The 23521-nt window shown below is 47.2% G+C and carries 11 protein-coding genes; all 11 read left to right on the top strand.

The genetic code is table 11. The features are described 5' to 3' along the window. The first annotated feature begins 12 nt into the window (after positions 1 to 12). The 11 genes from AC0YOA_RS23900 (at position 13) to AC0YOA_RS23850 (ending at position 23457) form a co-directional block, all read left to right on the top strand. Positions 13 to 2124, top strand: a complete 2112-nt coding sequence (locus AC0YOA_RS23900; protein WP_475788779.1) for a DUF5693 family protein — start codon at positions 13 to 15, stop codon at positions 2122 to 2124. Continuing rightward, positions 2073 to 3281 carry a polysaccharide pyruvyl transferase CsaB gene (gene csaB, locus AC0YOA_RS23895; RefSeq protein ID WP_475788778.1) on the top strand — a complete coding sequence of 403 codons (1209 nt, stop codon included), beginning with the start codon at positions 2073 to 2075 and terminating at the stop codon, positions 3279 to 3281. The genes AC0YOA_RS23900 and csaB overlap by 52 nt, the downstream gene beginning before the upstream one ends. 18 nt (positions 3282 to 3299) lie before the next feature. Then, a complete protein-coding gene (locus AC0YOA_RS23890) occupies positions 3300 to 4073 on the top strand; it encodes a WecB/TagA/CpsF family glycosyltransferase (RefSeq protein WP_475788777.1) in 774 nt (257 codons plus the stop codon). A gap of 242 nt (positions 4074 to 4315) precedes the next feature. Then, positions 4316 to 5449 (top strand): glycosyltransferase family 4 protein, encoded by a 1134-nt coding sequence (locus AC0YOA_RS23885; protein WP_210039277.1) that lies wholly within the window; start codon positions 4316 to 4318, stop codon positions 5447 to 5449. A 190-nt stretch (positions 5450 to 5639) separates the two neighbouring features. Beyond that, positions 5640 to 9827: an S-layer homology domain-containing protein gene (locus tag AC0YOA_RS23880; protein ID WP_475788776.1), complete on the top strand. Its 4188-nt coding sequence runs from the start codon at positions 5640 to 5642 to the stop codon at positions 9825 to 9827. 529 nt (positions 9828 to 10356) lie between these two features. After that, entirely contained in the window at positions 10357 to 13257 is a 2901-nt protein-coding gene (locus tag AC0YOA_RS23875) for an S-layer homology domain-containing protein (protein WP_475788775.1), read from the top strand. Between the two features lie 193 nt (positions 13258 to 13450). Next, positions 13451 to 16015, top strand: a complete 2565-nt coding sequence (locus tag AC0YOA_RS23870; RefSeq protein WP_475788774.1) for a hypothetical protein — start codon at positions 13451 to 13453, stop codon at positions 16013 to 16015. 220 nt (positions 16016 to 16235) lie between these two features. Further along, entirely contained in the window at positions 16236 to 16787 is a 552-nt protein-coding gene (locus tag AC0YOA_RS23865) for a hypothetical protein (RefSeq protein WP_475788773.1), read from the top strand. A 99-nt stretch (positions 16788 to 16886) separates the two neighbouring features. After that, positions 16887 to 17171, top strand: a complete 285-nt coding sequence (locus AC0YOA_RS23860) for a small, acid-soluble spore protein, alpha/beta type (protein WP_475788772.1) — start codon at positions 16887 to 16889, stop codon at positions 17169 to 17171. A 436-nt stretch (positions 17172 to 17607) separates the two neighbouring features. After that, positions 17608 to 18810, top strand: coding sequence for a methionine adenosyltransferase (metK, locus tag AC0YOA_RS23855; RefSeq protein WP_475788771.1), 1203 nt, complete (start codon positions 17608 to 17610; stop codon positions 18808 to 18810). 333 nt (positions 18811 to 19143) lie between these two features. Further along, on the top strand, positions 19144 to 23457 hold the full coding sequence (locus AC0YOA_RS23850; RefSeq protein WP_475788770.1) for an Ig-like domain-containing protein: 4314 nt from the start codon (positions 19144 to 19146) through the stop codon (positions 23455 to 23457). The last annotated feature ends 64 nt before the right edge of the window (positions 23458 to 23521 follow it).

The raw sequence follows: 23521 nt of genomic DNA, 5'->3' as shown, positions 1-23521 counted from the left end.
GGAGTGGAAGGCGTGCAACGAAGGTGGCAGCAATGGAATCGCAAGGCGCATACGGTTTTGTGGGCGCTTGTTGTAATTGGCATTATCGCGGCTTTGCCGCTCGGCGTAACCCGCTGGCAGATGGAGAAAACCTCCAAGCAGGTTGAATATATATTCGACTATCGCGACTTGGTGCAAATCGCTTCCTATAAAGCGCGTCCGCAGTCGTTTATCCAGGAGCAGCTCGGTCGTATGAAAGATGCAGGCTTTACGACGATGGCTTTGTATGAAAGCTCCCTCCAGGAACTGCGCTGGGCTGGACGCCTTTCCCTGTATAATTCGGATCAAGCAGGAGAATTGGAAGGCAAGCCACCGGAAAGCGATGAGAACTTCACCTATGTTCTGTTTAATGGGCCGCAGGAGGTTCAGGCATACCGGGATCTCATCACAAGTACATTCAAAAGCTGGGATATCCAAGCTTCTCCATGGTCCTTCGGAGGACACGAAGGGCTTGTGATTGAAACGCCGATGGAGGATGCGGTGTTAAAGCAAATGAATCCCGATCCGCTTGCTGTGCAGACGCTGCATGATGCCGGATTTCAAATTCTGCCGCGTTTGTCCGACCGGACGCCTTTTGACGCAGCGGCGGTTGAAAAACTGTTTGCCGGTTATAAAGAACTGGGTGTGACGCGTGTATTGTTTGACGGAGATGCTGTCAAAGGTTACGAGGACAATGCCGAGAAGAGCAGCTTATATACCTTTGCCGAAATTCTGAACAAGTATGGCATCGGCATTACGGCGATTGAGAACTCCAAGCAGCAAAAAGGGATGAGCACGCTCGCCTATCTGACGCATTATAATGTAACCCGTTTATACTCACTTTCGGAAGGTGATGCTTATTCAATGGAATCGGAGGCCATTGCCGACCGCTTCCATCTGGCGGCGAAGGACCGCAGCATCCGCATGTTCTATATTAATGGATCGCCGATAAGCAGTGCGAATAAGTCCGCCATTACGGACCCGCTGGACAATCTGTACACAGCTTTGGCAGGCAATGACGAGGAAAAAGGGGCAATCAAGAAGCTTGGTGAGCTTGGTTTCCAACCGGGCAAAGCAGTGGCATTCGACTATGAAGCGCCATCCTGGCACAAGCCGCTCAAAGCCGTTGTCGTCCTTGGCGCAATCGCCTTTATTACGCTCCTGATCAGTGCGTTCATACCGGGGGTTGCTATACCGGTATTCGTATTGGGCTTGATCGGCAGCGCAGGATTATATGTTCTTTCCAAATCAGCCCTGGAGCAGGGATTGGCATTAGGAGCTGCTATCAGCGCTCCGACACTCGCTATTATATGGGCTATCAGGCGTGTGCAGGCACATACGGTGGGCAACAGGAGGCCTGTAGGCGGAGCTTCGGAGTCCGTCGTCCAAGTGAAGGCACAGTGGCTTTTTCCTGGAATCAGAGCCGGACGCCGTCTTGCCATGGCGATTGCTTTGTTCGCCGCAACGGCGGTCATTTCTCTTGCAGGCATTCCATTTGTTACCGGTTTATTGAATAATATCACGTATTCGCTCGTTCTGGAGCAGTTCCGCGGAGTAAGCATGCTTCATCTGGCGCCAATCGGATTATCCGCCTTGTATGTATTTCTTTATACAGGCGAATCTGTAATGGGCAATTTACGCCGGCTGCTAACGATGAAAATTACGGTTCTTGGCGTTGTCGTGGCTGTCATTGTTGGTGCAGCCGGAATGTATTATTTGTCCCGGACTGGCAATGAAGGACAAACGACATCCATCGAAGTGCTGCTGCGCAATACGTTGGAGTCGACCTTCGGCGTGCGGCCGCGCAACAAAGAGTTTCTGTTTGCGCATCCCTTATTTTTCCTGGGCCTGTTCCTGGCGCTTCGTTATCGCGCGGCGTGGGTATTGTTTATTGTAGGAGCGGTTGGGCAGCTGTCTATGGTCGATACTTTCGCCCATATTCATACGCCGCTGCATATTTCCGTTATCCGCGTGCTGCTTGGTCTGGTGCTGGGCGCTATTATCGGATTTGTCATGATTGCGGTCTGGCAGGTTCTGGAGGGGGTCTGGAAACGATGGGTACCCCGCTCCGCGCAGGAGAAAATGAAGTTCAAACCCGGCGCATAGTTGTTTCCGGCTACTACGGTTTCCGCAACAGCGGCGATGAAGCGGTATTGAAATCGATTCTGTTTGCCCTTGAAGAAGAAGGTGCCAAGGCCGGCCTCAGGATTGTACCGGTCGTTCTATCGGTCGATCCGGCGTGGACCGCGGCGATGTACGGCGTAGAAGCCGTACATCGCATGCGCCCCGGAGCGGTTCTGGGCGCGCTCCGCGGCAGCGAAGGGCTGATCAGCGGCGGCGGCAGCCTGCTGCAGGATGCGACAGGCGCGAAGACAATCCCTTATTACACCGGCGTTATGCGCCTGGCGCAGCTGCTTCGCAAGCCGGTCTTTGTTTATTCCCAGGGTATCGGACCGGTCAACCGCCGGTGGATGGACCGGTTGATCCGTGGCGTGATGCGCCGCAGCGCATACATCAGCGTCAGAGACGCCGAATCCGCCGCTTTGCTTGGGCGGATGGGCGTGGCTGTGGACCGGATCGAGGTTGTACCCGATCCGGTTATGGGCTTGCCGCTTCCCGGCGCGGCGCATTCGCGCGCCGGGGCGGCAGTCGGCCCTGGGACCGCTGGCGAAGCCGCGGGCCCGGGCCCTGCGCCTGCAGCAGCGGCGGAGCCATTGCCGCTGGTCGGCGTGTCCGTGCGCCCATGGCGCACGGACGGCGCCGACCTTGCGCGCGTGGCCGCCGCGCTGGGCTCGCTGGCCCGCAGCCGGCCGGTGCGGCTGCGGTTCCTGCCTTTTCACACGCCATCTGATGCAGAGGCATCAGAGCGGGTGATCGGGCAGCTTGGCGACCTTACCGGCAGCGGAAGCTCCGCTGAGATCGCCGGCTCATTGGATGATCCCCAGCAGATGCTGCTGGAGGTCAGTCAGTGCGACGCACTGCTTGGCATGCGCCTGCATGCGCTCATCTACGCGGCCAACCAATCGGTGCCTATGCTGGGATTGTCCTATGATCCCAAGATTGATCAATTTCTGAACCGCATAGACCTTCAGCCGATTGGAACAACGGAGCAGCTGGATACGAAGAAATTCGTTGCCGGAATGCTCAATCTGCTGGATGATCCCGAGGATTGGCATGCAAAGCACGGCAAGGCGATCGCCCTCTTAAAACAGGAAGCGCGCAGACCCGCGAAACAAATTATTGAGCTTTTGCGTTTAATCTAATAGAGGTGACAACCATAAATGAGTCAGTCTGCCTTGGCAAGTGTGCCGACGGTTTCGCTATACGGCATCCGTTTTTCCAAGCTGAATATGCAGGATACTGTAAATTTGCTAACTGAATGTATTGAACAACGCCAACCGACACAAGTTATAACAGGGAACCCCATTATGGTGATGGCGGCATTGGAACAAAGTCATTTCCACGATGTGATGGCGGGCGCCGACCTGGTGGTCCCTGACGGCACGGGTGTTGTATGGGCAGCCTCTCATATCGGCCAGCCGGTTGCAGAGCGGGTGCCAGGTTTTGATTTGATGCATCATCTTTTTGAAGAAGGGCATGTTCGCGGATGGCGTGTGTTTTTGCTGGGGACTTCTCAAGAAACCATTGAGAAGACCGCCGATATTCTTCAGCAGCAATATCCGGGGCTAACGATAGCGGGTTATCGCAACGGATTTTTCGGGCCGGATGAAGACGAAGAGGTCATTAGGCAAATTCGGGACTGTGCGCCGGATATGCTGTTTGTCGCACGGGCGGTAGATAATCAGGAGCCATGGATAGCCAAACACAAACGAGCCCTCGATGTACCGGTTATGATGGGCGTTGGAGGAAGCTTTGACGTTATTGCCGGTGTATTGAAAAGAGCGCCCAAGCTTTTTCAAAAGCTGCGTTTGGAATGGCTCTACCGGCTTTTGCAGCAGCCCTCAAGATACCGGAGGATGTTCGCTCTGCCGAAATTCGTCGTGAAAGTGATGCGAGATAAAGGAAACATTGGGAAACACCGCAAAGCTGCCTAGAAATCGCTAGTAAACCGCTATAATCGCTTGAAAATGGGAGTAGCGATTCTTTTTCATTCGGAGTATAATTCATTCCGGCGGTATTGGAAGAAACGGCTGGCGTCATGCACGACCGACTTGATAATGAAAGCTTTTGTCCCGGTACGGTACTGCTGCGAGTGACGACGATAATTGTTTCTTCGCCCCAAATGTAAGCGTGACTGAAGCTTCGCATGCTTATGTTTTACGAAAGGGAGATGGAGATGGCTGAAGGCATTCTTTATGGAATCGGATTTGCAGTTTCACTTTGTATAGCGCTCGTGTTAACCCCGTTTGTTATTAAATTGGCTTTCAAGATCGGGGCTATAGACAAGCCTAATCATCGCAAAGTTCATACGCGTATAATGCCTCGTCTGGGCGGACTAGGTATATTTGGAGCCTTTGTAATTGCCTATTTCGTCATCAAACCATTCATTCCTGAAGGTATGCTTCGCCATTATGATTTGAATATTATCAACGCCCTTCTCGCAGGAGGCTCCATTATTGTCGTAATTGGCATGCTTGACGACCGGTTCGAGCTCTCCGCTAAAATAAAGCTTCTCGGTCAAATCGCGGCAGCGTGTGTGGTCGTATTTGGCTTTGGCGTCAAGATCGACCTGCTTAATATTCCATTCGGTGAATCAATGCAGCCTATTGCCGCATGGATCAGTATTCCCTTAACGATTTTGTGGATCGTTGGCGTCACGAATGCTATTAATCTTATCGACGGATTGGATGGGCTGGCTGCCGGCGTATCAGGTATTGCGATCGGCACGATCCTGATTATGGCCGCAATCATGGGCTTTGCACCGGTCATTCTGTTATGTGCGTTATTGCTGGGCGGTGTAGTTGGCTTCCTCGTCTATAATTTTCATCCCGCCAAAATCTTCATGGGCGATACAGGATCTTTATTCCTCGGATTCGCTTTAGCCACCTTATCCATGCTTGGCTTTAAACAAGTGACAGTCGTTTCCTTTGTCACGCCGCTTCTCATTATTGGCGTGCCGCTCTCGGACACCTTCTTTGCCATTGTGCGCCGCTGGGTCAACAAGAAACCGATTTTCGCACCGGACAAAGGCCATTTGCATCATTGTCTGCGCGAGCTTGGATTCAGCCACCGCCGGACAGTGCTGATTATCTACGCAATTGCTTCATTCTTCGGGCTCTGCGCGATTATTCAGTCAACGATCGTACAGTCCGTCGCGGCCAACTGGATCACCTTTGTCGTTATTTTGATCCTGGTTTTCGTCTTGCAGATAGGCGCTGAGCTGATTGGAATCGTCGACAAATCCAGGCGACCGCTCATCAATTTCATCCAGCGCCTGTTCATGCGTACGGAGCAATCGCGAACGAAATAATGCCAATTGTAATTGGCTTCCAATAATTAGGGTTGGATAAATATAACTCCTCTTCCATCGCGAAGTGGAGTTTTTTGTTTTGTAAAGGAGCTTTTTTTATCCGAAATGTCTAAACTTTTTCCAGTTTCGCACCGATAACAACATTACAACTAATTGAAATTTGGGTGCAAAAGAGTGGAGGAGGCTTACTGTGATTAAGAAATTAGGCATGTGGGTTATGTTGCTGTCCTTAGTCATTTCACTACTGCCTATGAGCAGCGTTAAGACGGCAGAAGCAGCGACAGGGAATTTTACATTCCCGTCAGAGAGCGACCAGATCGGTTCACCGCGTATTACGACAGACGAGCGTATCACATTGCAAGGAACGATTAACAACGTAGATCCGTCGTCTATTTCTTATAACGTCTATCAAATCGTCAATCCTTCGACCGAAGAAGTTGGCAGCAAGCGGGAGAACCTGACAAGCAATGTTTCCCTTAACGGGTTCAGTATCCAGATATTCAATATTCAACTATTTCCCGGTCTGAACAAGATCACGTTCAAGGGCACACAGGGCGGAGGGGAAGTTACAAACTCGATCTTTCTTGAGTACCGTAATGGTCCGATGCTTTACGATTTAACAGCAAGTCTGGATGGTAATCAGTATCCGATTATCGAGAACGGAACAACGGTCGTTCAATCCAGCGCTTCCAAAGGCCTCAATACCGCTGATATCAGCATCACAGGTAAAGCTCCGAATGCGCAGCAAGTAACGGTAGTTGTTAATGGCAGCAGCAAAACCTATTCGGTCAATAATACGAATGACAATACATTCGCTGCTGCGCCGATCAATCTTAAAAAAGGAAAAAACCTGGTTACCTTCAAAATTGCAAATGGCACTCAGGTTATCCAGACAACGCGTGAAATCGCCTTTTATAATGGCAACGTTACCTTCTACGATGTGAATATCAATGAAGTTACTTCACCTCCTGATGCTGCCAATTCGGGAGCGCTGGAGTACAGTCCGAATCTGGTAATCGATAGAGATAATAATTTGATGATAACGGGTAAAGTTATTGTTCCCAACAGCAGATATGAAGTGATGACAGGAACTCCTCCTGTTCCCGTTATGCTGCCGCACCCGAATCCAATCGCATCGCTGGGCGGCGATCCTAACGTCCTCAGTTCACTAAAAGCTAGTATTAAGCTTGCGACTGCTGCGACTTATACAGATATAACGGGGGATATATCCTCCGTTTCGGTGGTTGGTACACCGCTCGAAACAGACAATTTCTTTATTTATGAGTATCAAATTGATCTCGGTGCTGCTTCAGATCTGACACTGGATCAGTTATACAATGTTAAGCTCATGGCGGATAATGAATATAATCGGCATGTTGGCTCAACTGACATCCAGCAGGGGACCGATGCCCTGTATTTCTCACTTCGTGATGGAGAAACGCCTTTTATCAGCCAAATCAATTACTTGCCCGGCTATAAGCCGACGGCCTTTGAGGGAATAGAAGGTGTACCTTTGGAGGGTAAAAGTATTTATGGCCTTCCAATCGGGATTGAAGTGTTGATTGGCAATCCCGGTAGTGGGAGCCAGTCGTTGAATATTACGAGTATCCAGGATCTATACGGCAACAAGAAGGATGGATCATCTACTCCAAAAGCAGAGGATTATGCAGAGGAAATATCAGATACGATCATCACGAGAATGGTCGATGGTCAAAGTGTTTCTTTCCGCCGTGTTGTGCTTGAATTTGCCAAGATGCCATTTGAGGGCACTCAGACGATTTCCATGAAAGTTGATACAGGAGCAGAATCAACTGCCAAATTTACACTGTTGTTCGGGCCATTCGCAAGCTATAACAAAATTTACGATACAATGACTGTCTACGATGATTCAACCAAAGATCTGGGGGATCGCGTAGCTGAGATTATTGGTGCAGCAGGTGTCAGTCCAGACAATTCCAAGCTGGGATTATTTCAGGGGGAATTGCAGAATATTAACAATACGGATGAAATCCGGTATGTTGCCGATGCTGCTACTGGTCCGCGGACTATTTACTTCTACATTAATAATGTTCCGTTCGCTCTAAAACCTGTCAATGGAGTTCATGATACACATTTTATATTGGACGGCGCGCCTGCGGACGCATTTAACGCTATGTTTAGCGGTGAGAACATAATCAAATTTGTGTTTCAAGGTACGAAGAGCTACTATGAGAAAGTTGTAAAAGTAAATCTTGTTCCGACCAACTTGCCTATCATACCGGCACAAGCATCGGGAGTTTACCCGTTCACCTATGATGGCGCAGTTACAGATCCCAAACCGATCGCAAACGATCCGAAGTTTCCGAAGCAGGGTTCGATCTATACGACAACCGAGCCTTACATGAATATTTTCGGAACCTTCGACTTTATTGATCTTGGAGAAACCTACGATCCGACATCCGGTACAGGAACAGTTTCCAGTAAGATGGCCACTCTTCTGACGGTGGTTAGTGGTCATTCGCCTGCCGACGATTATATCCTGAATATCAGTGGAGCGTCGCTTGCAAATGATATTCAATGGAAGCTCTCTGACCCTTTTATGGTTGTTAATGGGGATACGCCAGTGGGGATCTACCCAGCGAATGCAACCATTAATGGCGATCTGGTTGTGCAGTATAATCTGGCTAACCAGCAGTTCTCTTTTATTCTGAAGAGGCAGGAGCTTAATGCTGATGGCAGCTCGAGCGTTTATCTGTTTAATGTTTATAACAGTGGTACAACCGGTCCCAAAGCAACCTACCGCATGGAAGTTGATCCAACGACGCTTCCATACAAGGTTTTACGTCCATACCTGCCAGCCGAAGGTATCGTTAATAAAAACTTTGTTGATGTGATTATCAATGCCAGAGGCGCTGATAAAGTTACAATTAATAAAATAGCAGCTGAGAAGTTCGAATATGATTACAATAACGATGGCGTTATCACGGACGAATTGGATTATCCGAATGCATTCAAATCAACGGTTACCGGGCTCAAAGCCGGTGTGAACAAAATTAGCTTCACCATCGAGAATGCAAGCGATAAAATCACCAGCTTTATAAATGTGACATACACACCAACGAATATACCCGGTGCTGAAATTCTGGACGATATGAAAAGTTCCAACAAGGTTTTTGAAGGAGCTTTAACGCTTACTTTCCCTAAAGGTGCAGCTCTCATCCGACGTGATTTCAATGTGCCAAGCAATTTCAAGAACCAGGTTTTCTCCGGCCATAAACTGCTGTTTGCAATTGCCAATCCGGAAGATGGCGTGGTTGACCGTCGCGAGTATGACAATCCGCCAGCAGACTTTGACTTGATTATGCAGAACTTTGGGACAAGATTTAAAGTATCCTTCCCAACCCGTTTCTCCAAATCAAGTCCTGTCTTCTGGGTAGATGCCGGATTGGCGGATGACTTGACAACACCTGGCTACGACCCCCTTACAATGGGTGTGGATCCGTATCAATATCCAGGAGCCAAAGGTCCAGGTGGTACTAAAATACCAACTTATGATGACAGGCCGGATGATCGTGAGCTTGTATCGTCCAAGCGCGGAAGCCTGACATTGGCATTTGATCCAAGTATTCGCGATACTACAGGAACGATCATCACGGTGTTCCGTTATGATGTGAAGAACAAGTTCTGGGTGAATCTTGGCGGTGTTGTGGATACCAAGAAAAATACCATTACCGTTCCTTTTGATCAGTTTGGATATTATGTTGTTGCCAAAATGGTATACTCATTCTCTGACATTACCAATCATCCATACGCCAGAAATTATATGGAGGCTATCTTCTCCAAAGGTGTCATGAACGCAGCAAACTTTGATGATTTTGGAGCTGACATGTATACGGCGCGCGGTGAATTCACCCGTATGATGGTAAAAGCATTGGATATTCCGCTTAACTACGAGCTTAGCAAACCGCATTTCGATGATGTTGCGCCAATCATTAATCAGGATGCATTATGGGATTATAGTTATATTGAAACAGCGGCTAGAGAAGGGCTAATCCGGGGAACGCAGCCTCGTACCTTCGAACCGAATGCTAATCTAAGCCGGGCAGATGCAGCTGTATTTATAGCTCGCGCTCTGGATCTCAAGCTTGAAACGGATCCAGCGAAGATCGATAAAGCTTTGCAGAAAACATTTAAGGATTATGGCGATATTAGTTACTATGCCAAAGCGTCAGTGCTCGCTGTGGCGAACAAAGGATATATTCAGGGTTCACCGGTCGATACAAGCGACTTGAAAAAAGGATATGTATTCGAACCGCAATCTAATTTGCTTCGCTCAGATGCATCCATTATTGTCGGAAAGCTGCTTGCTGATACGAAACGCCTGCCTAAATTGACCTAAGCAAAGCGAATCAAGGCTGTCTGGATTGCCAGGCAGCCTTGATTCCGTTATAAGGACCACGACAACAATGACATAATACGTATTCGGCAAACTCTCATTTAGAATGGGAAATGTTTGATATCGACGGAAACAGGGTATTCAAGCTATACTTACCAATGTGTGAGAGCAGGGAGACTTCTACATAATACGTCACCGAACGATATGTCTAAGCAGATGCCGAATGAAATTATTTTGAAAATTTTTTTCCGGTATCGCAACTTTTTAAAACCTGCTGCGTTTAATTACATGAACGAGACGCAAACACCGACAGCAAGCGGTGGAGAATACTTTGGAACATATTCACAGATTCCTCTTTACGCTAGTATTGACCCATTGTATAATGTTATAGTGGCAGAGGGACTCTACCAAAATTTTCTTGCGTTCATCAGTTTACAAGTTTCTGCGACATGTTCCTACAAGGAACGCCTAATGCTTGCAGACATCATTTATATGAATTGTGCTCTACTCTGGAAAGGGGGTGAATCAACAGATGAGTGAAACGGGCAAACAATATTACAAACACAACTCTCAACAACCGAAGGATTTAAGAGGAGGAGAAAAAAAGGTTATGAAAAAAAGTTTAGCTGTAATTGTAGCCGGTGCTATGGCTTTCTCGATGTTCGCTTCCGCGGCATTTGCTGCTGACGAGCAGAAAGACCTGACAGCACTTGAGAAATTCAACGCTCTGAAAGAACTGGGTGTATTTGAAGGTTATCCAGGGGGCGGCGCTGGTCTTGAAAACGAAATGACTCGCGCAGAATTTGCAAAAGTACTTAGCAAAATCTCCAACCTTACAGAAAACGCAAGTGCAGCTAATGTATACAGCGATGTATCCGCTACTCACTGGGCTAAAGGCTTTATCGGCGCTGTAACGGCTGACGGTATCATGGAAGGTCTTGGCGGCGGCAAATTTGGCCCGTCCGGCAAAGTTACAATCGAGCAAGTTGCTAAAGTAGCAGACGAAGTTGCTGGCTTGGAGCAATCCGATGCAGCAGTATCCGGTGCAGTATCCGCTTGGGCTAAAGGCTATGTAGCTGCAGCAATCCAAGCAGGTCTGATCGCTGAACTTCCTTCGTACAAAACAAACGCAACGCGCGAAATGCTCGTTAACGTTACTTACGACCTGGTAGAGAGCGGTACTAACCTTGTAACTGTTAAATCGACGAAAGTTATCGATGACAAGAACATTGAAGTAACCTTCTCTGACGATCAAGTTGTTAAGAAAACTCTTGATACTGCTCTTGTAGCTGGTCAAGACACGAAAGTTTCCGTTGAGTACAACGGCAAAACTTACGAAGTTACAGTTAAACTGGATGTTCTTCAAGCAACTGAAGCAAAACAAACAGGCGCTAAGAAAATCACAGTTAACTTTAACCAGCCAGTTACAGAAGCTAACAAAACAAGCCTCACTTATGAGTTGAAAAATAATGTTACTACTTATCCTGTAACACCAACGTATGCAGAAGACGGTAAATCAGTTGTTCTGTCTCTTGCTTATCTGCCGGCTGGTGATTACACAGTGACTGTTAAAGACAGCCCTGCACTTAGTGTTAAAGTAGTTGCTGAAGCTGCAACGAAATTGGACATTACTACACCTGCGTTGCAAGCAAAAATTAATCAAAACCTGGGTGTGAAACTTTACAATCAATTTAACGAGGAAATGACAGGAGCTAAAACAGTTTCTTCGTTTAATGTAACTAAAGGTATCCCACTGGGTGACACTGAAACGTTGGATCTGTCATCTCCTACCAAGGCAGTCATCGGTGATAGCATCTCTGTTAATGCGATCTATCCTCAAACTGGATTGACAGTAAGCAAAGTGCTGAAAGTTATCAATGGTAGTGCTGCTACATCGATCAAACTTACAGACGTACAACCATTGAAAGATTCAGCTCGCATTTCTGTCAATCAAAATGGTTTTGTTCTTCCATTGACATTGATTGATCAAAATGGTCAAACGCTTAAATTGCCAGCAAGTACTAGCAATGGTAACGGTTCAATGAACCCTGATAATAAAGCTTCTTTTGATTATGAAGGATTGTACTTCTATGTCAGCAACCCTGCACTGATTACGGATTTGAAAGTAGATTCCAATGGTGTTATTACTTTCAACACGAAGGATATTGCTAATAAATTCCTTGGATCCGAAACTGTGTACGTTACAGTAACGAATGTTGCAACACAGGCTACTGCTCAAACTACATTTGTTGTTAACGCAGCGGCAACCGTTAAGGATTTCCAACTGGGTGCACCATCGAAAATTGTTGTTCAAGGTGAGAAAGTTGCATTGCCTTTCACAGCTGTTGACACTTACGGTGGAGAACTCAAAGCCAAGGATCTGAAACTTAACGACAAACGTGAGATTCAAAATGTTACTTTCCAAGGATATGGTCTGACTAATCAGCCAGTTCTTAATTCCAAAGGCGAACTGGAATTCACGTTCCAACAAGCAGGTACTACTACTATTTATGTAACTGCCAATAACGTGTTGCAACCTAATCCAGTACAAGTTCAAATTAACGGACCTTCGTACTTCACTGCAGTGAATGGTATCAAAGACGTTCCAACGACATACGAAGTTGGTGCTTCTAGAGAATTCGACGCCGACAACATTACGATCGTTGACAACTACGGACGTGTTACTAACGTTACTTCTGGAACTTACGAAATAGCTAGTAATAACACAGCAGTTGTGAATTACGACCAAGCAACTGGCAAGCTGGTTGCGGGATCTACTCCAGGTACTGCTACAATTACAGTATCCAGTAATGCAAATGCAGGCGGAGCAAATGCTTCGAAAGCAATTGCGAACTATACCTTCACAGTTACAACTATAGCTTCGAGTGACATCAAATCATACGGTATCGATACTGTTGGTACTGTATACGGTAAATCCGATGCTAAAGATGAAGGAAATGCATACAAAAAAGCAATCACACTTGTTGGTAAAACAGCTAGTGGAACAACTGTAGCTCTAGTTTCTAATGTGCCATCATTTGTAACTAGCTCGGTTGAATCAGTTCTTAAAGCGAACAATACGAACGTATACGGTTTGAAAGCTGGTAAATCAACTATTGCTGCCTACTTCAATGGCTCTAAAGTGGCTGAACAAGAAGTAACCGTGTCTGAAGATACACCAGTGGTAACAACAGTTGAGTTCTCGAAAGACGAGTACACAGTTAATGTTAACGGTACTGTAAATGTTGCGGCAACTGTTAAAGATCAATATGGTGTTGTAAACCCAGCTCCATATCAAATCCTTTCCAGTGATTCCACCGTTGCTACTGTTACCGGTACGACTGTAACAGGTAAAAAACCAGGCAGCGCAACATTGACTTATGTTTCGTCTAACGGAACACAAGACACAGCTACTATCGTAGTTAATCCTTAATTAATACCTTCTTACTAAGAACAGGCGGGGTTTTCCTCGCCTGTTTTTTGCTTTTTATTTACTTTGATACATATGCTTCACATTCATTTCATTTTGATTCTGTATAGTGAAACTATAAAACTTTATCGAAAGGACGAAACAAAGTAAAGCTGTCAAGCGTCTAATAGAATATACAGAAACAGGAGGAATGAACGTGAATTCAAAATGGATCAAATATGGTGTCGTGACATTAACGGCATCGTCCTTACTCACACCTAATCTGATATTGCCAGCGGCTTCAGTATCAGCAGCAGCCCAATCGGCGATATCATCCAAAATTGTAAAACTGACCGGCTCCAGCTATTTGAATATTCGTGATGCTCATTTCTTAATGCAGGAAAAAGGAAAGGTGCTGGCTTTTTCCGTAGCGATTACGAATAATGGTTCCACCCAATTGGATCTTATTGATTATTGGCTTCGAGTGAAGACAAAATCAGGCAAGTCCTTTAAATCGACCATTACGGAAGCGGATAAAACAAAAACAACAGTAGCTCCGAAGTCCACGCAATATTTGACGTACTACACCGTTGTAGATAACCAAACAAAGATTTCAGATCTAACTTTTGAAGTTGTCAAATGGGACTTCTCCGTAGCGAATTACGAGCGCAGACTGGGAATGATTCAATATCCAGCAAATACAACCGATCAGATTCCTGCTTATAAGGATACGGTTATGCTCTATAACAACAATAAAATCAGAAGCGCTATTAAACAGTCCTACATAACAAAGGATGCCAATAATGCTTACTTGACCATCAATTTCCTTCTGGAGAATGTCGGTCTTCAATCGGCGGATTTGTCTAAAATGAATTTCTTCATTCAAACTGATAGCATGTCCGTCTATAATGTGAGCTCCAACTTGGAAGGGGTCTCCATTCAGCCAAAAGAACGCAAAATCGTTACCCTGCATGCGACGTTACCGCTTGTTGTGGCTGATAAACCGCTCTCCTTTATTGCATCGCTGAATGATGATGTATCCAAGGTTCAGCTGCCTTCCGGCGTGTTCGCGCTGCCTGCGACCAAAGCCGCTGCTGTAACGCCCGCTGGAGCGACTCGAATGTTCTACATGGATGGAACACCAATCAATACGAAAACAGCTTCTGCTTTTCTCACACAAGGATCGGATAAGAACCAGGTATCGATTGATTATACATTGACGAATACGGGGACCGCATCGATTCCCAACCCCAATCTGGATTATTTTCTCGTAACCTCTTCAGGAACAAGCTATCCATTAACGTTTACCAAAGAGGAAAATGGTGTGCTTCTGCCGAAGATCGACAAGGTGGTTACATTGACCGGAGAAATCCCATCCACGATTAAGCCGGAATCATCGCAGCTGCTCGTAAAAACAACGGCCACTGAGAAAGAAAAGTCGTATATTATCGGCAGCTACTATCTCAAATCGACATCACAGCAGGGATCGCTGCAAAGCTCATTTGCTTATAACGATTACACCGTTAAACTCGATTCTGTTGCACGTTCGCCGCTGGAAGACAATGATGTTCTGATGGCTAACCTGACGATCACAAACAATAGCGATGTAAGCAAGCAGGTTCCTTCACTTAGCGGTTATTTTATGGTGAACGGTGTCAAGATAGGCACTGAACAAAAGGCTGTCGGGCTTGATGAATCGGTTACAATTGCTCCAGGCGCATCCTATGAGGAAGTCGTATATTCAGAAATTCCTTACACAACCGCAATCGATAAAATTACGTTCGTAAGTACAGAACCGGTACAGGACAAAGAAGGCAAGCAGCTTTATCAATTCTCTGGCCAGACGCTTAGCGAAACTCCGGTACGCAATATTGACGTGCCTTATGATGTCACAAGTGTCGGAAAACGTGCTTCGGTCAAAGTTACCCGTTCGGCTGTATTCGCCGGTGAGCAAAAGAATAATTTCTATGTAGAACTGGAAGCTGTCAATAAAGAGACGCGAGCTGCGCTAATTGCTAACCTGGGTGGTTACATTCAGGATAAGAATGGCGTCATCGTACCTGTTCAGTTTGCAGAGGTGAAGGAGAAGCTTTCACCAAATGGCAAAGCGCTGGTCTCAGCTTGGGCTCAGGTTTCCAAAAATTTTGACACAACTTCCTATCAATTCATTATTGGACAGTCTCTCGTGGCTTCTAATGACACTGGATCTCCTCCGGATACAGGAGGCGGTGCGGAAGGTGGAGCAGGTGCGGGTGCTGGCACCGGAGGAACCGGAACTGGCTCGCCCACTCAAATCCCTGTTATTGTGAAGCCTGTCTCCTACACATTAAACGGAACGGATGCTCAAGGCACGAAGCAAGGTCTCACAGGCATTACATTTGGCGGCTATACGCTGGATATTCACCACGTTAATGCTTACTTGAATGTAGCGGGTGAATACGATGTGCAGGGCTTGAAGATGATGTTTGACTATAATTTGTCCAAAGACAAGCAATATGATTACATTGCCGGCGATCATAAGCTGATGTTTGAATTTGTTAATAAAGACACGTTGAAAACGACCTATTCCAAACAATATGCATTAGGGACTGCTGGGACCGATGAAGAGCTTCTTAAAGAAGCGGCGGAGAGCACACCTCTTACGATCATTTTCACGGATAAAGATATCCAGGCGAATGTTCAGAAATATGAAGACTATACCCTGAATGTGTATGATGTCTTCCAAAACACCAAGCTGCTGATTGCAACAAAAGATTTAAAATGGTTTACTCCTTCCGAATAACAGCAGCGAACCCCGTACGGGTCAAACGGACCAGTGCGGGGTTTTTCTTCCTTTTGCGTGTGGAAGAAACACTTGAAATCTAGTAAACTGACATGAGAGATAACAAGCTTAGTCAAGCTTAGTTGCAGCACGGATGTTGAAAAAATGAGAATAATTGAGATGATTGATTGTAAATGCAACTGCAGCAGGGGACCTTCAAGTAGAAAGGAGATTAATGATATTGCGATACAAAGGATGGAAACTAACAGCGGCAGCCGTTGTAATTGGTGCCGGGTTATGGGCGGGCTTTCAGTGGCCGTCAATGGCAGAGGGAGATGTGACTACTGCGGTTACACCCGGCACTGTGGATGATCCGGTAGTAACAAAAAGCTACGTGGATCAGAAAATTGCCGCATTAAGTGGTGGGAGTTCAAATAGTGGCGGCACAGCTTCAGAGGATAAGCCAGCTCCAGAGGAACAAGAACCGGGAGAAGCCAATAACACAACCAATATTGTTACGGTACCTGTCGGAAAAACACTCATCGCCAAGGATGGGGCACAGATGGTTGTGCGGGCCGGTAAAGCGATCGCTTACAGTCCTGATTCGAATGGTATCGCTGATGTAACGGACGGAGCAGACATAAAGAGCGGCAGCCGCGTACTTAACAATCATCTTATTATGTTTCCGCGCGGCGGACGGGGCATACTGCCTGAGCCAGGGCAAAAGTACAGCCTCACGGTCATGGTAATGGGCGGCTATGAAATCAAGGTGCTGGACAACCAAGGCAAGTAACATTTGCAAGTCCTGACAAATTGTTTAGCGCGTCAAAGCTTAAGGATGAAGGCACAATAAAGCCATATCCTTTTTTAAAACTTTGGAGGTGCTTAGACGATGGCAAAACGTTCTTCTAATAAAGTGTTGGTAAAAGAAAGCAGAGCGGCTCTTGAACAAATGAAATATGAAATAGCAGCTGAGCTGGGATTAACGGCAGGCCTGCTTTCGGCGGATCGCTTGGGTCATACCGAGTTTGCAACCGAGTTAGGCGGTATCGGCCAGGCATCGTCTTCAGACAGCGTGCCTTGGTCACAGCTGGCTACGAGAGACGCCGGATCGGTTGGAGGCTCGATGACCCGCCAGCTCATTCAGAAGGCAGAGCAAGCTCTGAACGGATTGTAAATAAACTTACAACCATTGACACAAAGCGACAGTTTCGGTATCATACTGTTCTAGAGACTTGTCATTCCAGACCTTTTCCACTTGGAAAAGGTTCATTTTTTGAACCAAAGGAAAGTGTGGATTTTCATTTGGCTTTTCTCTGAGTATTTAGAGAAAGATGGTCTTATGAAGTATGGTGCCGATAGCCATTTCTTCTTAAATCGGGACGTTCAACGTTAGATTTGACGTGATCTTGATTTCTTTATAATCTCGATTCGACTGCTGTTTTATTCAAAATATAATAAAGTAGTCATTTATACTTTTTCATATTTTGAAAGAAGAAATTGAACATTTCAGCCATGCGCGATTCTAAGTCCGCGTCAGCGGTTTTTCGCATAACGATAACATTTCTTCGATTGTATACTTAATTTATTATGTTGCAGGAGGTTGATATTGAATGTCGCTTAAAGGCAGTCATTTGTTTACATCGGAATCCGTTACAGAAGGACATCCCGATAAAATTTGCGATCAAATCTCGGATGCGGTATTGGATGCTTTTCTGGAGGTAGATCCTTATGCCCGCGTAGCTTGTGAGGTTTCGGTTGCAACCGGTTTGGTACTTGTAATTGGTGAAATCAGCAGCAGGGCGGATTATGTTGATATTCCGGCTATCGTACGCCGTACGATCAAAGATATCGGATATACGCGTGCCAAATATGGCTTTGATGCCAGCACATGCGCTGTATTAACCTCGCTCAACGAGCAATCCGCAGACATTGCCCAAGGCGTCAACGCTGCGCTGGAGTCGCGCGACGGCAAGGATATGCTTTTGGAGAACGAAGATATCGGCGCAGGCGATCAAGGCTTGATGTTCGGTTTTGCAACTAACGAAACTCCGGAACTGATGCCGCTTCCGATCGCCTTGTCGCACCGGATAGCCCGTCAATTGTCCGAAGTGCGCAAGAATGGCAAACTGGACTACCTGCGTCCGGACGGCAAAACTCAGGTTACCATCGAATATGTGGATGGCAAGCCGAAACGGGTGGATACCATCGTTGTCTCGACACAGCATGCCGAGGAAATTTCGCTCGAGCAAATTCAATCCGATATCCGCGAGCATGTCATCAAGCCGGTTGTGCCGGTGGAGTGGCTGGATGAAGAAACCAAATATTTTATCAATCCGACAGGCCGTTTCGTTATTGGCGGTCCTCAAGGGGATGCCGGTCTGACAGGCCGCAAAATAATCGTGGATACGTATGGCGGTTACGCTCGTCACGGCGGCGGGGCATTCTCCGGTAAGGATCCGACAAAGGTTGACCGTTCCGCAGCTTACGCCGCTCGTTATGTAGCGAAGAATCTCGTTGCTGCAGGACTTGCGGATAAATGCGAGATTCAACTCGCCTATGCTATCGGCGTGGCCAATCCGGTATCCATCAATGTGGATACCTATGGAACAGGTAAAGTCAGCGAAGAAAAGCTGGTTGAAGTAATCAAGAAGAATTTTGATCTTCGTCCCGCAGGCATTATCAAAATGCTTGATCTTCGTCGTCCCATTTATGGTAAAACGGCTGCTTACGGTCATTTTGGCCGTACAGATATCGAGCTGCCGTGGGAGAATGTAGACAAAGCCGAGCAGCTTAAAGCTGATGGATTGGCTTAAATTTTTTATCCTCCGGATCAAACTGCAATCTTTAATAAATAATCGATCAAATTCAAGCCGCTCCTTATTGCTGGGGGCGGTTTTTTTCTGTTGACTTATTGGCATATCCGTTTTTTGAAGGGCTGGATTCGAACAACATGGAGATTGGCGCAGGCGAGTATAGTCCCTTTATTCTTGAAAATCATTAAAAGTCTTCATTTCAAGGTGTACTTGACCGAAAAAGATAATACGAGTGTCTTCTATTGGGGAGTGGTAAAGTTGGTCCGAAATCGTAGCTGGCTATTTTGTTTAACTGTAATGATATTCGTTGTACAAATCGGATTTGGAGCGGTTATGGCTGATCCATCCGCAGCTTCAGCCGCATCCGGTGGGCCGGAAGTACTGAGTAAGTCTCCTTCAACCGGAGCAACCAACGTACAGTTAAGTGAAAAATTGGTGTTGACCTTTGATGAGAATGTGGCAAAAGGAACGGGATCGGCTGCCATATCGATTCGTAAACTTAGTGATAATACGCTTTTTGAATCGTATATCGTATCTTCGGACAGCCATGTGCAAATAGGGCCGTCCAGGAATGTTGTCACTATAACACCAAGCAAATCCTTCGAGGCAAATATGAGCTATTATGTGTATATTGACGCAGGAGCCTTCCGGAATGAAGGCAATAATGCCAATTTTGCAGGACTTACAAGCACAGCCGCCTGGAATTTCACAACAATTTCAACAGCAGACACATCGCCTCCGGCCCTAACGTCTGTATCCCCTGGCAATGGCGCATCCGCAAGTATTGGTACAACACTTGTATTATCCTTCAATAAGGCTGTTTATGCGGCCACTGGCAATATTCAAATCAGCAATGTCAACCAATCCGGAGACAGTCAATCGATTGGAGTTGTTTCGGGCAGCGTTACAGGAAGCGCGTCCCCGAATATCACTGTGCAGCTTGGCACTACGCTGCGGCCCAGCAGCACATATGAAGTGACCATTCCAAGCGGTGCTTTTCAAGACGCGTCAGGCAATAGTTTTGCGGGCGTCAGCTCGGGACAATGGCGATTTACAACGACGGCGCCGCCTCTCGGAGTCCCTTCTCTGCAGCCTGCTGACAACGCATTTTCTGTGGGAATTGCAAGTAATCTGATCATGAATTTTCCTGTCAACGTAGCTGCGAATACGGGAAATATCAGAATCAACAAAATCTCAGATAACAGCACGGTTCAAACGATCAGCGTCAATTCGTCACTGGTAAGCGTCAGCGGCGGCTCGGTGACGATTAATCCGCAGGAGGATCTCTTGGGCAGCTCCGGCTATTATGTGCTGATCGATTCCGGCGCCTTCAAGGACGCCGGTAATCCGGGACTTCTTTATGAAGGCATTTCGGATGCGTCAGTCTGGAACTTTACAACGGATGCCGGCAATGATACGACACCGCCAACGCTGGTTGGAGACCGGAAGCCGCTCAATACGCAGACAACGACCACGCTGGACATGGAAATGAACTTTAGTGAGCCGGTCTATCAGGGCTCGGGCAGCATCATCATCAAGAATGCAGCCAACAATGCTGTGTTTGCAACAATCCCGGTTACTTCAGATAAAGTCAGCGGCGGAGGAACGTCCAAGATCACGGTTAAGGATACCAGTCTTGTTTTTGTGAATAATACTTCTTATTATGTGCAAATTGGCGGACAGGCGTTTCGCGATTTGAAAGGAAATTATTTTACCGGAATAAGCGGAACAACTGATTGGCAATTTATCGTGACGCAGGATACGGAGAAGCCAGCGATCGTCACCCTTCTTCCTGCTAATAATGAATCCGCAGTAGCTTTGTCCGGCGTAAATCTGGAGCTGCTGTTCACCGAGCCGATTCAACTCGGATCAGCTCCGTCGGTCAAGATAAAACGCAATTCGGGCAGCGCCAACGAAAACACGGTAACCACGAAACTATCCGTTGATCCGCAAAACAATCGGAAGCTGATTATAGCGCCAGAGAGTGCAATGACTGCTAATACGAACTATTTTGTGGAGATTGCAAGCGATACGGTTACGGATTTGGCGGGAAATAAATTTGACGGGATCCTGAATCAGTATCAGTGGACATTCAAAACAGCCAGCTCCTCTACAGGCGCTCCCTCTGTATCAAAGGCGGAGGTGCTGGGTACAAACCAGATCGTGCTCACCTTCAATAACACACTTGATCCAAACTCAGTACCCGTTCCAGCCAACTTCTATGTTACCGTTAACGCTGCATCCAGACCGGTGACGAATGTCCAGGTCAGCGGCCAGACGGTCGTGCTGACCCTGCAGGGGACATTGGCTTCTGGCCAGCTGATCAAAGTATCGTACTCGGCAGGCGAGAGGCCGATTAAATCTACAGGCGGCACAGCTGCCGCGAATTTCTCAGGCCGGGATGTTACCAATAATCCCGACACAACCGTGCCCAGACAGCTCAGCGGTACAATTAACGGCAACACGATTATTCTGACCTTCAGCGAGAACCTGGCTGCTGTTAATGCGGGCGTCTACAGCCAGTTCTCGGCAGCTATTGGAAGCTCTACACGTACGGTTACACAGGTATCAGGAAGCGGCAATATTGTATTTATTACGTTTAACGGCAGTCCGGCAGCGAGCACGGAGACTGTAACTTTGTCTTACTACGCGTCAACCTATGCGTTAAAGGATTTGGCGGGGAATGCTGTTCCTTCCTTCAGCAGCTTCTATATTCAGAACGGGCAGGATACCCTTCCTCCGGTTCTGCAGAGTACAGCTGCTGCGGGTAATCTCGTAACTCTGACCTACAATGAGACCATGAACCCGGCAATGAGGCCGCCGACAAGCGCTTTTAAAGTCCTGGTTAACGGGACAACGCGCGCGGTAACGTCAATCAATATCTCAGGGCCACAGGTCGTTCTCACCTTGGCTTCTGCAACGGAGGCAACGGACAATGTGAATGTATCTTACTCCGGGGGCTCACCGGCATTAACCGATATGAGCGGAAATGCCGCTGCCATCTTCAATGGACAGCTTGCAAATGGAGGGAATGGGTCATCGGCTGCCTCCATTTCTCTTAGTGGAGTATTAGCCAAAGCAAGCACGATCACGGTCACCTTTTCCACAACGCTGAATGCGTCCTATCTTCCTTCATCCACTCAATTTACGGTTAAAGTGAATAATACGACTCGTCCGGTATCTTCAATTGTAATAAACGGCGCCGCTGTTACACTTACGCTGTTCACGCCTGTGGCCATCGGCGATACGATTACGGTAAGCTATACGGCCACAGGAACGATACTGCGTTCCACCTCCGGTGTGGAAGCAGTATCGTTTACAGATATCAATGCAGCGAACCAGACAACCTGGGCGGATAACACTTCAGGGGATTTCGAAGAAGCCCAGGGCGGCGGAATAGCCATCAAGACATCTGCCGCCGCCGTCACAACCGCTGTTTCTCCTGCTGGGCAATCAACCCATCTTTATACCATCACATCGGAGAAGATTACGAGAGCCTTCTCCACGATACGGACAGTCAGCGGAATGGCGCCAAGAGTCGTGTTCGTTGTTCCGGACAGCGAGAATGCCGCCATGGTTTCTGTGCCGCTGGGAGGATTGGAGGAAGCCAAAAAAACTGCCTCCAACGCTTCTGTCGCAGTCGTATATAAAGGCGCTACCTACGAGATTCCACTTAGTGCACTGGATTTAACAGAGCTGGCAAAATTGCTGAATGCAGCCGGTGCTGCAGGACAGCTTGTCATATCCATCGACACCAGTGCCACAAACATGGCTTCGCCGCTTACCACAGCGTTAAATGCGAGCAAGGCCCAGATGATGATAAGTCCGGTCAACTTCGATCTTACGGTTACCAATGGAGCCCTGACGAAAAAAGTGAACAGCTTGAACGGTTATGTAACCCGGACCTTGAAATCAACCATGCCGTTGAACGGACATGAAGTGGCTGTTGTCTGGATGGATCCGGTAACGAATAAGCTGTCTTATGTGCCTACCAGAGTAACCAGTGAAAATGGGCAATCTACAGTAACCTTCAAGAGCAGAAGCAACGGTGCTTTTACTGTAGTAAAAGGCTCGGTCGGTTTTTCAGACATCAACAAGCATTGGGCACAAAACGATATTCTGCTGATGGCGAATAAATATGTGGTTGAAGGGACATCTCTTACTACCTTTACCCCGGATAAATCAATCACCCGTGGAGAGTTTGCGGTCCTTATCGTCAAAGGTTTGGGTCTGTACGGCGATAAGCAGGGAGCCTCCAAGTTCAAGGATGTCAACACGTCCTCGATACTGGCGGCGTATATCGGCGCAGCGGCGAACGCCGGAATTATACTGGGCATGCCGGATGGCACCTTCATGCCAAACAGTCCGGTGACCCGGGAGCAGATGGCTTCGATGATGATCCGGGCATCCAATACGGCCGGCGTACAGGTGGTTCTTTCGCAGGATGTGTCGGCCGTGCTGAAGAAATTCAGCGATTCCAACAAAATCGGCACCTGGGCACAAAGCGATGTGGCCAAAGCCGTTCAGGCAAGCATCATCAACGGTATGTCATCCACAAGCTTTGGCGGCAAATCCAACGCGACTCGGGCGCAAGCGACCGTTATGGTTAAGCGTCTGCTGGATTACGCCGAGTTCCTGGATCTTTGATCCAACCCTCTCTATCATAATAGAGATACTATGAAAATTGCTGAAAAGCTATCCGAGAGCCAGA

The sequence above is a fragment of the Paenibacillus sp. JT22N12 genome (genome assembly GCF_056269365.1).
Note: the sequence above shows the minus strand (reverse complement) of the source record. Positions and strands in the feature narration are given on the sequence as shown.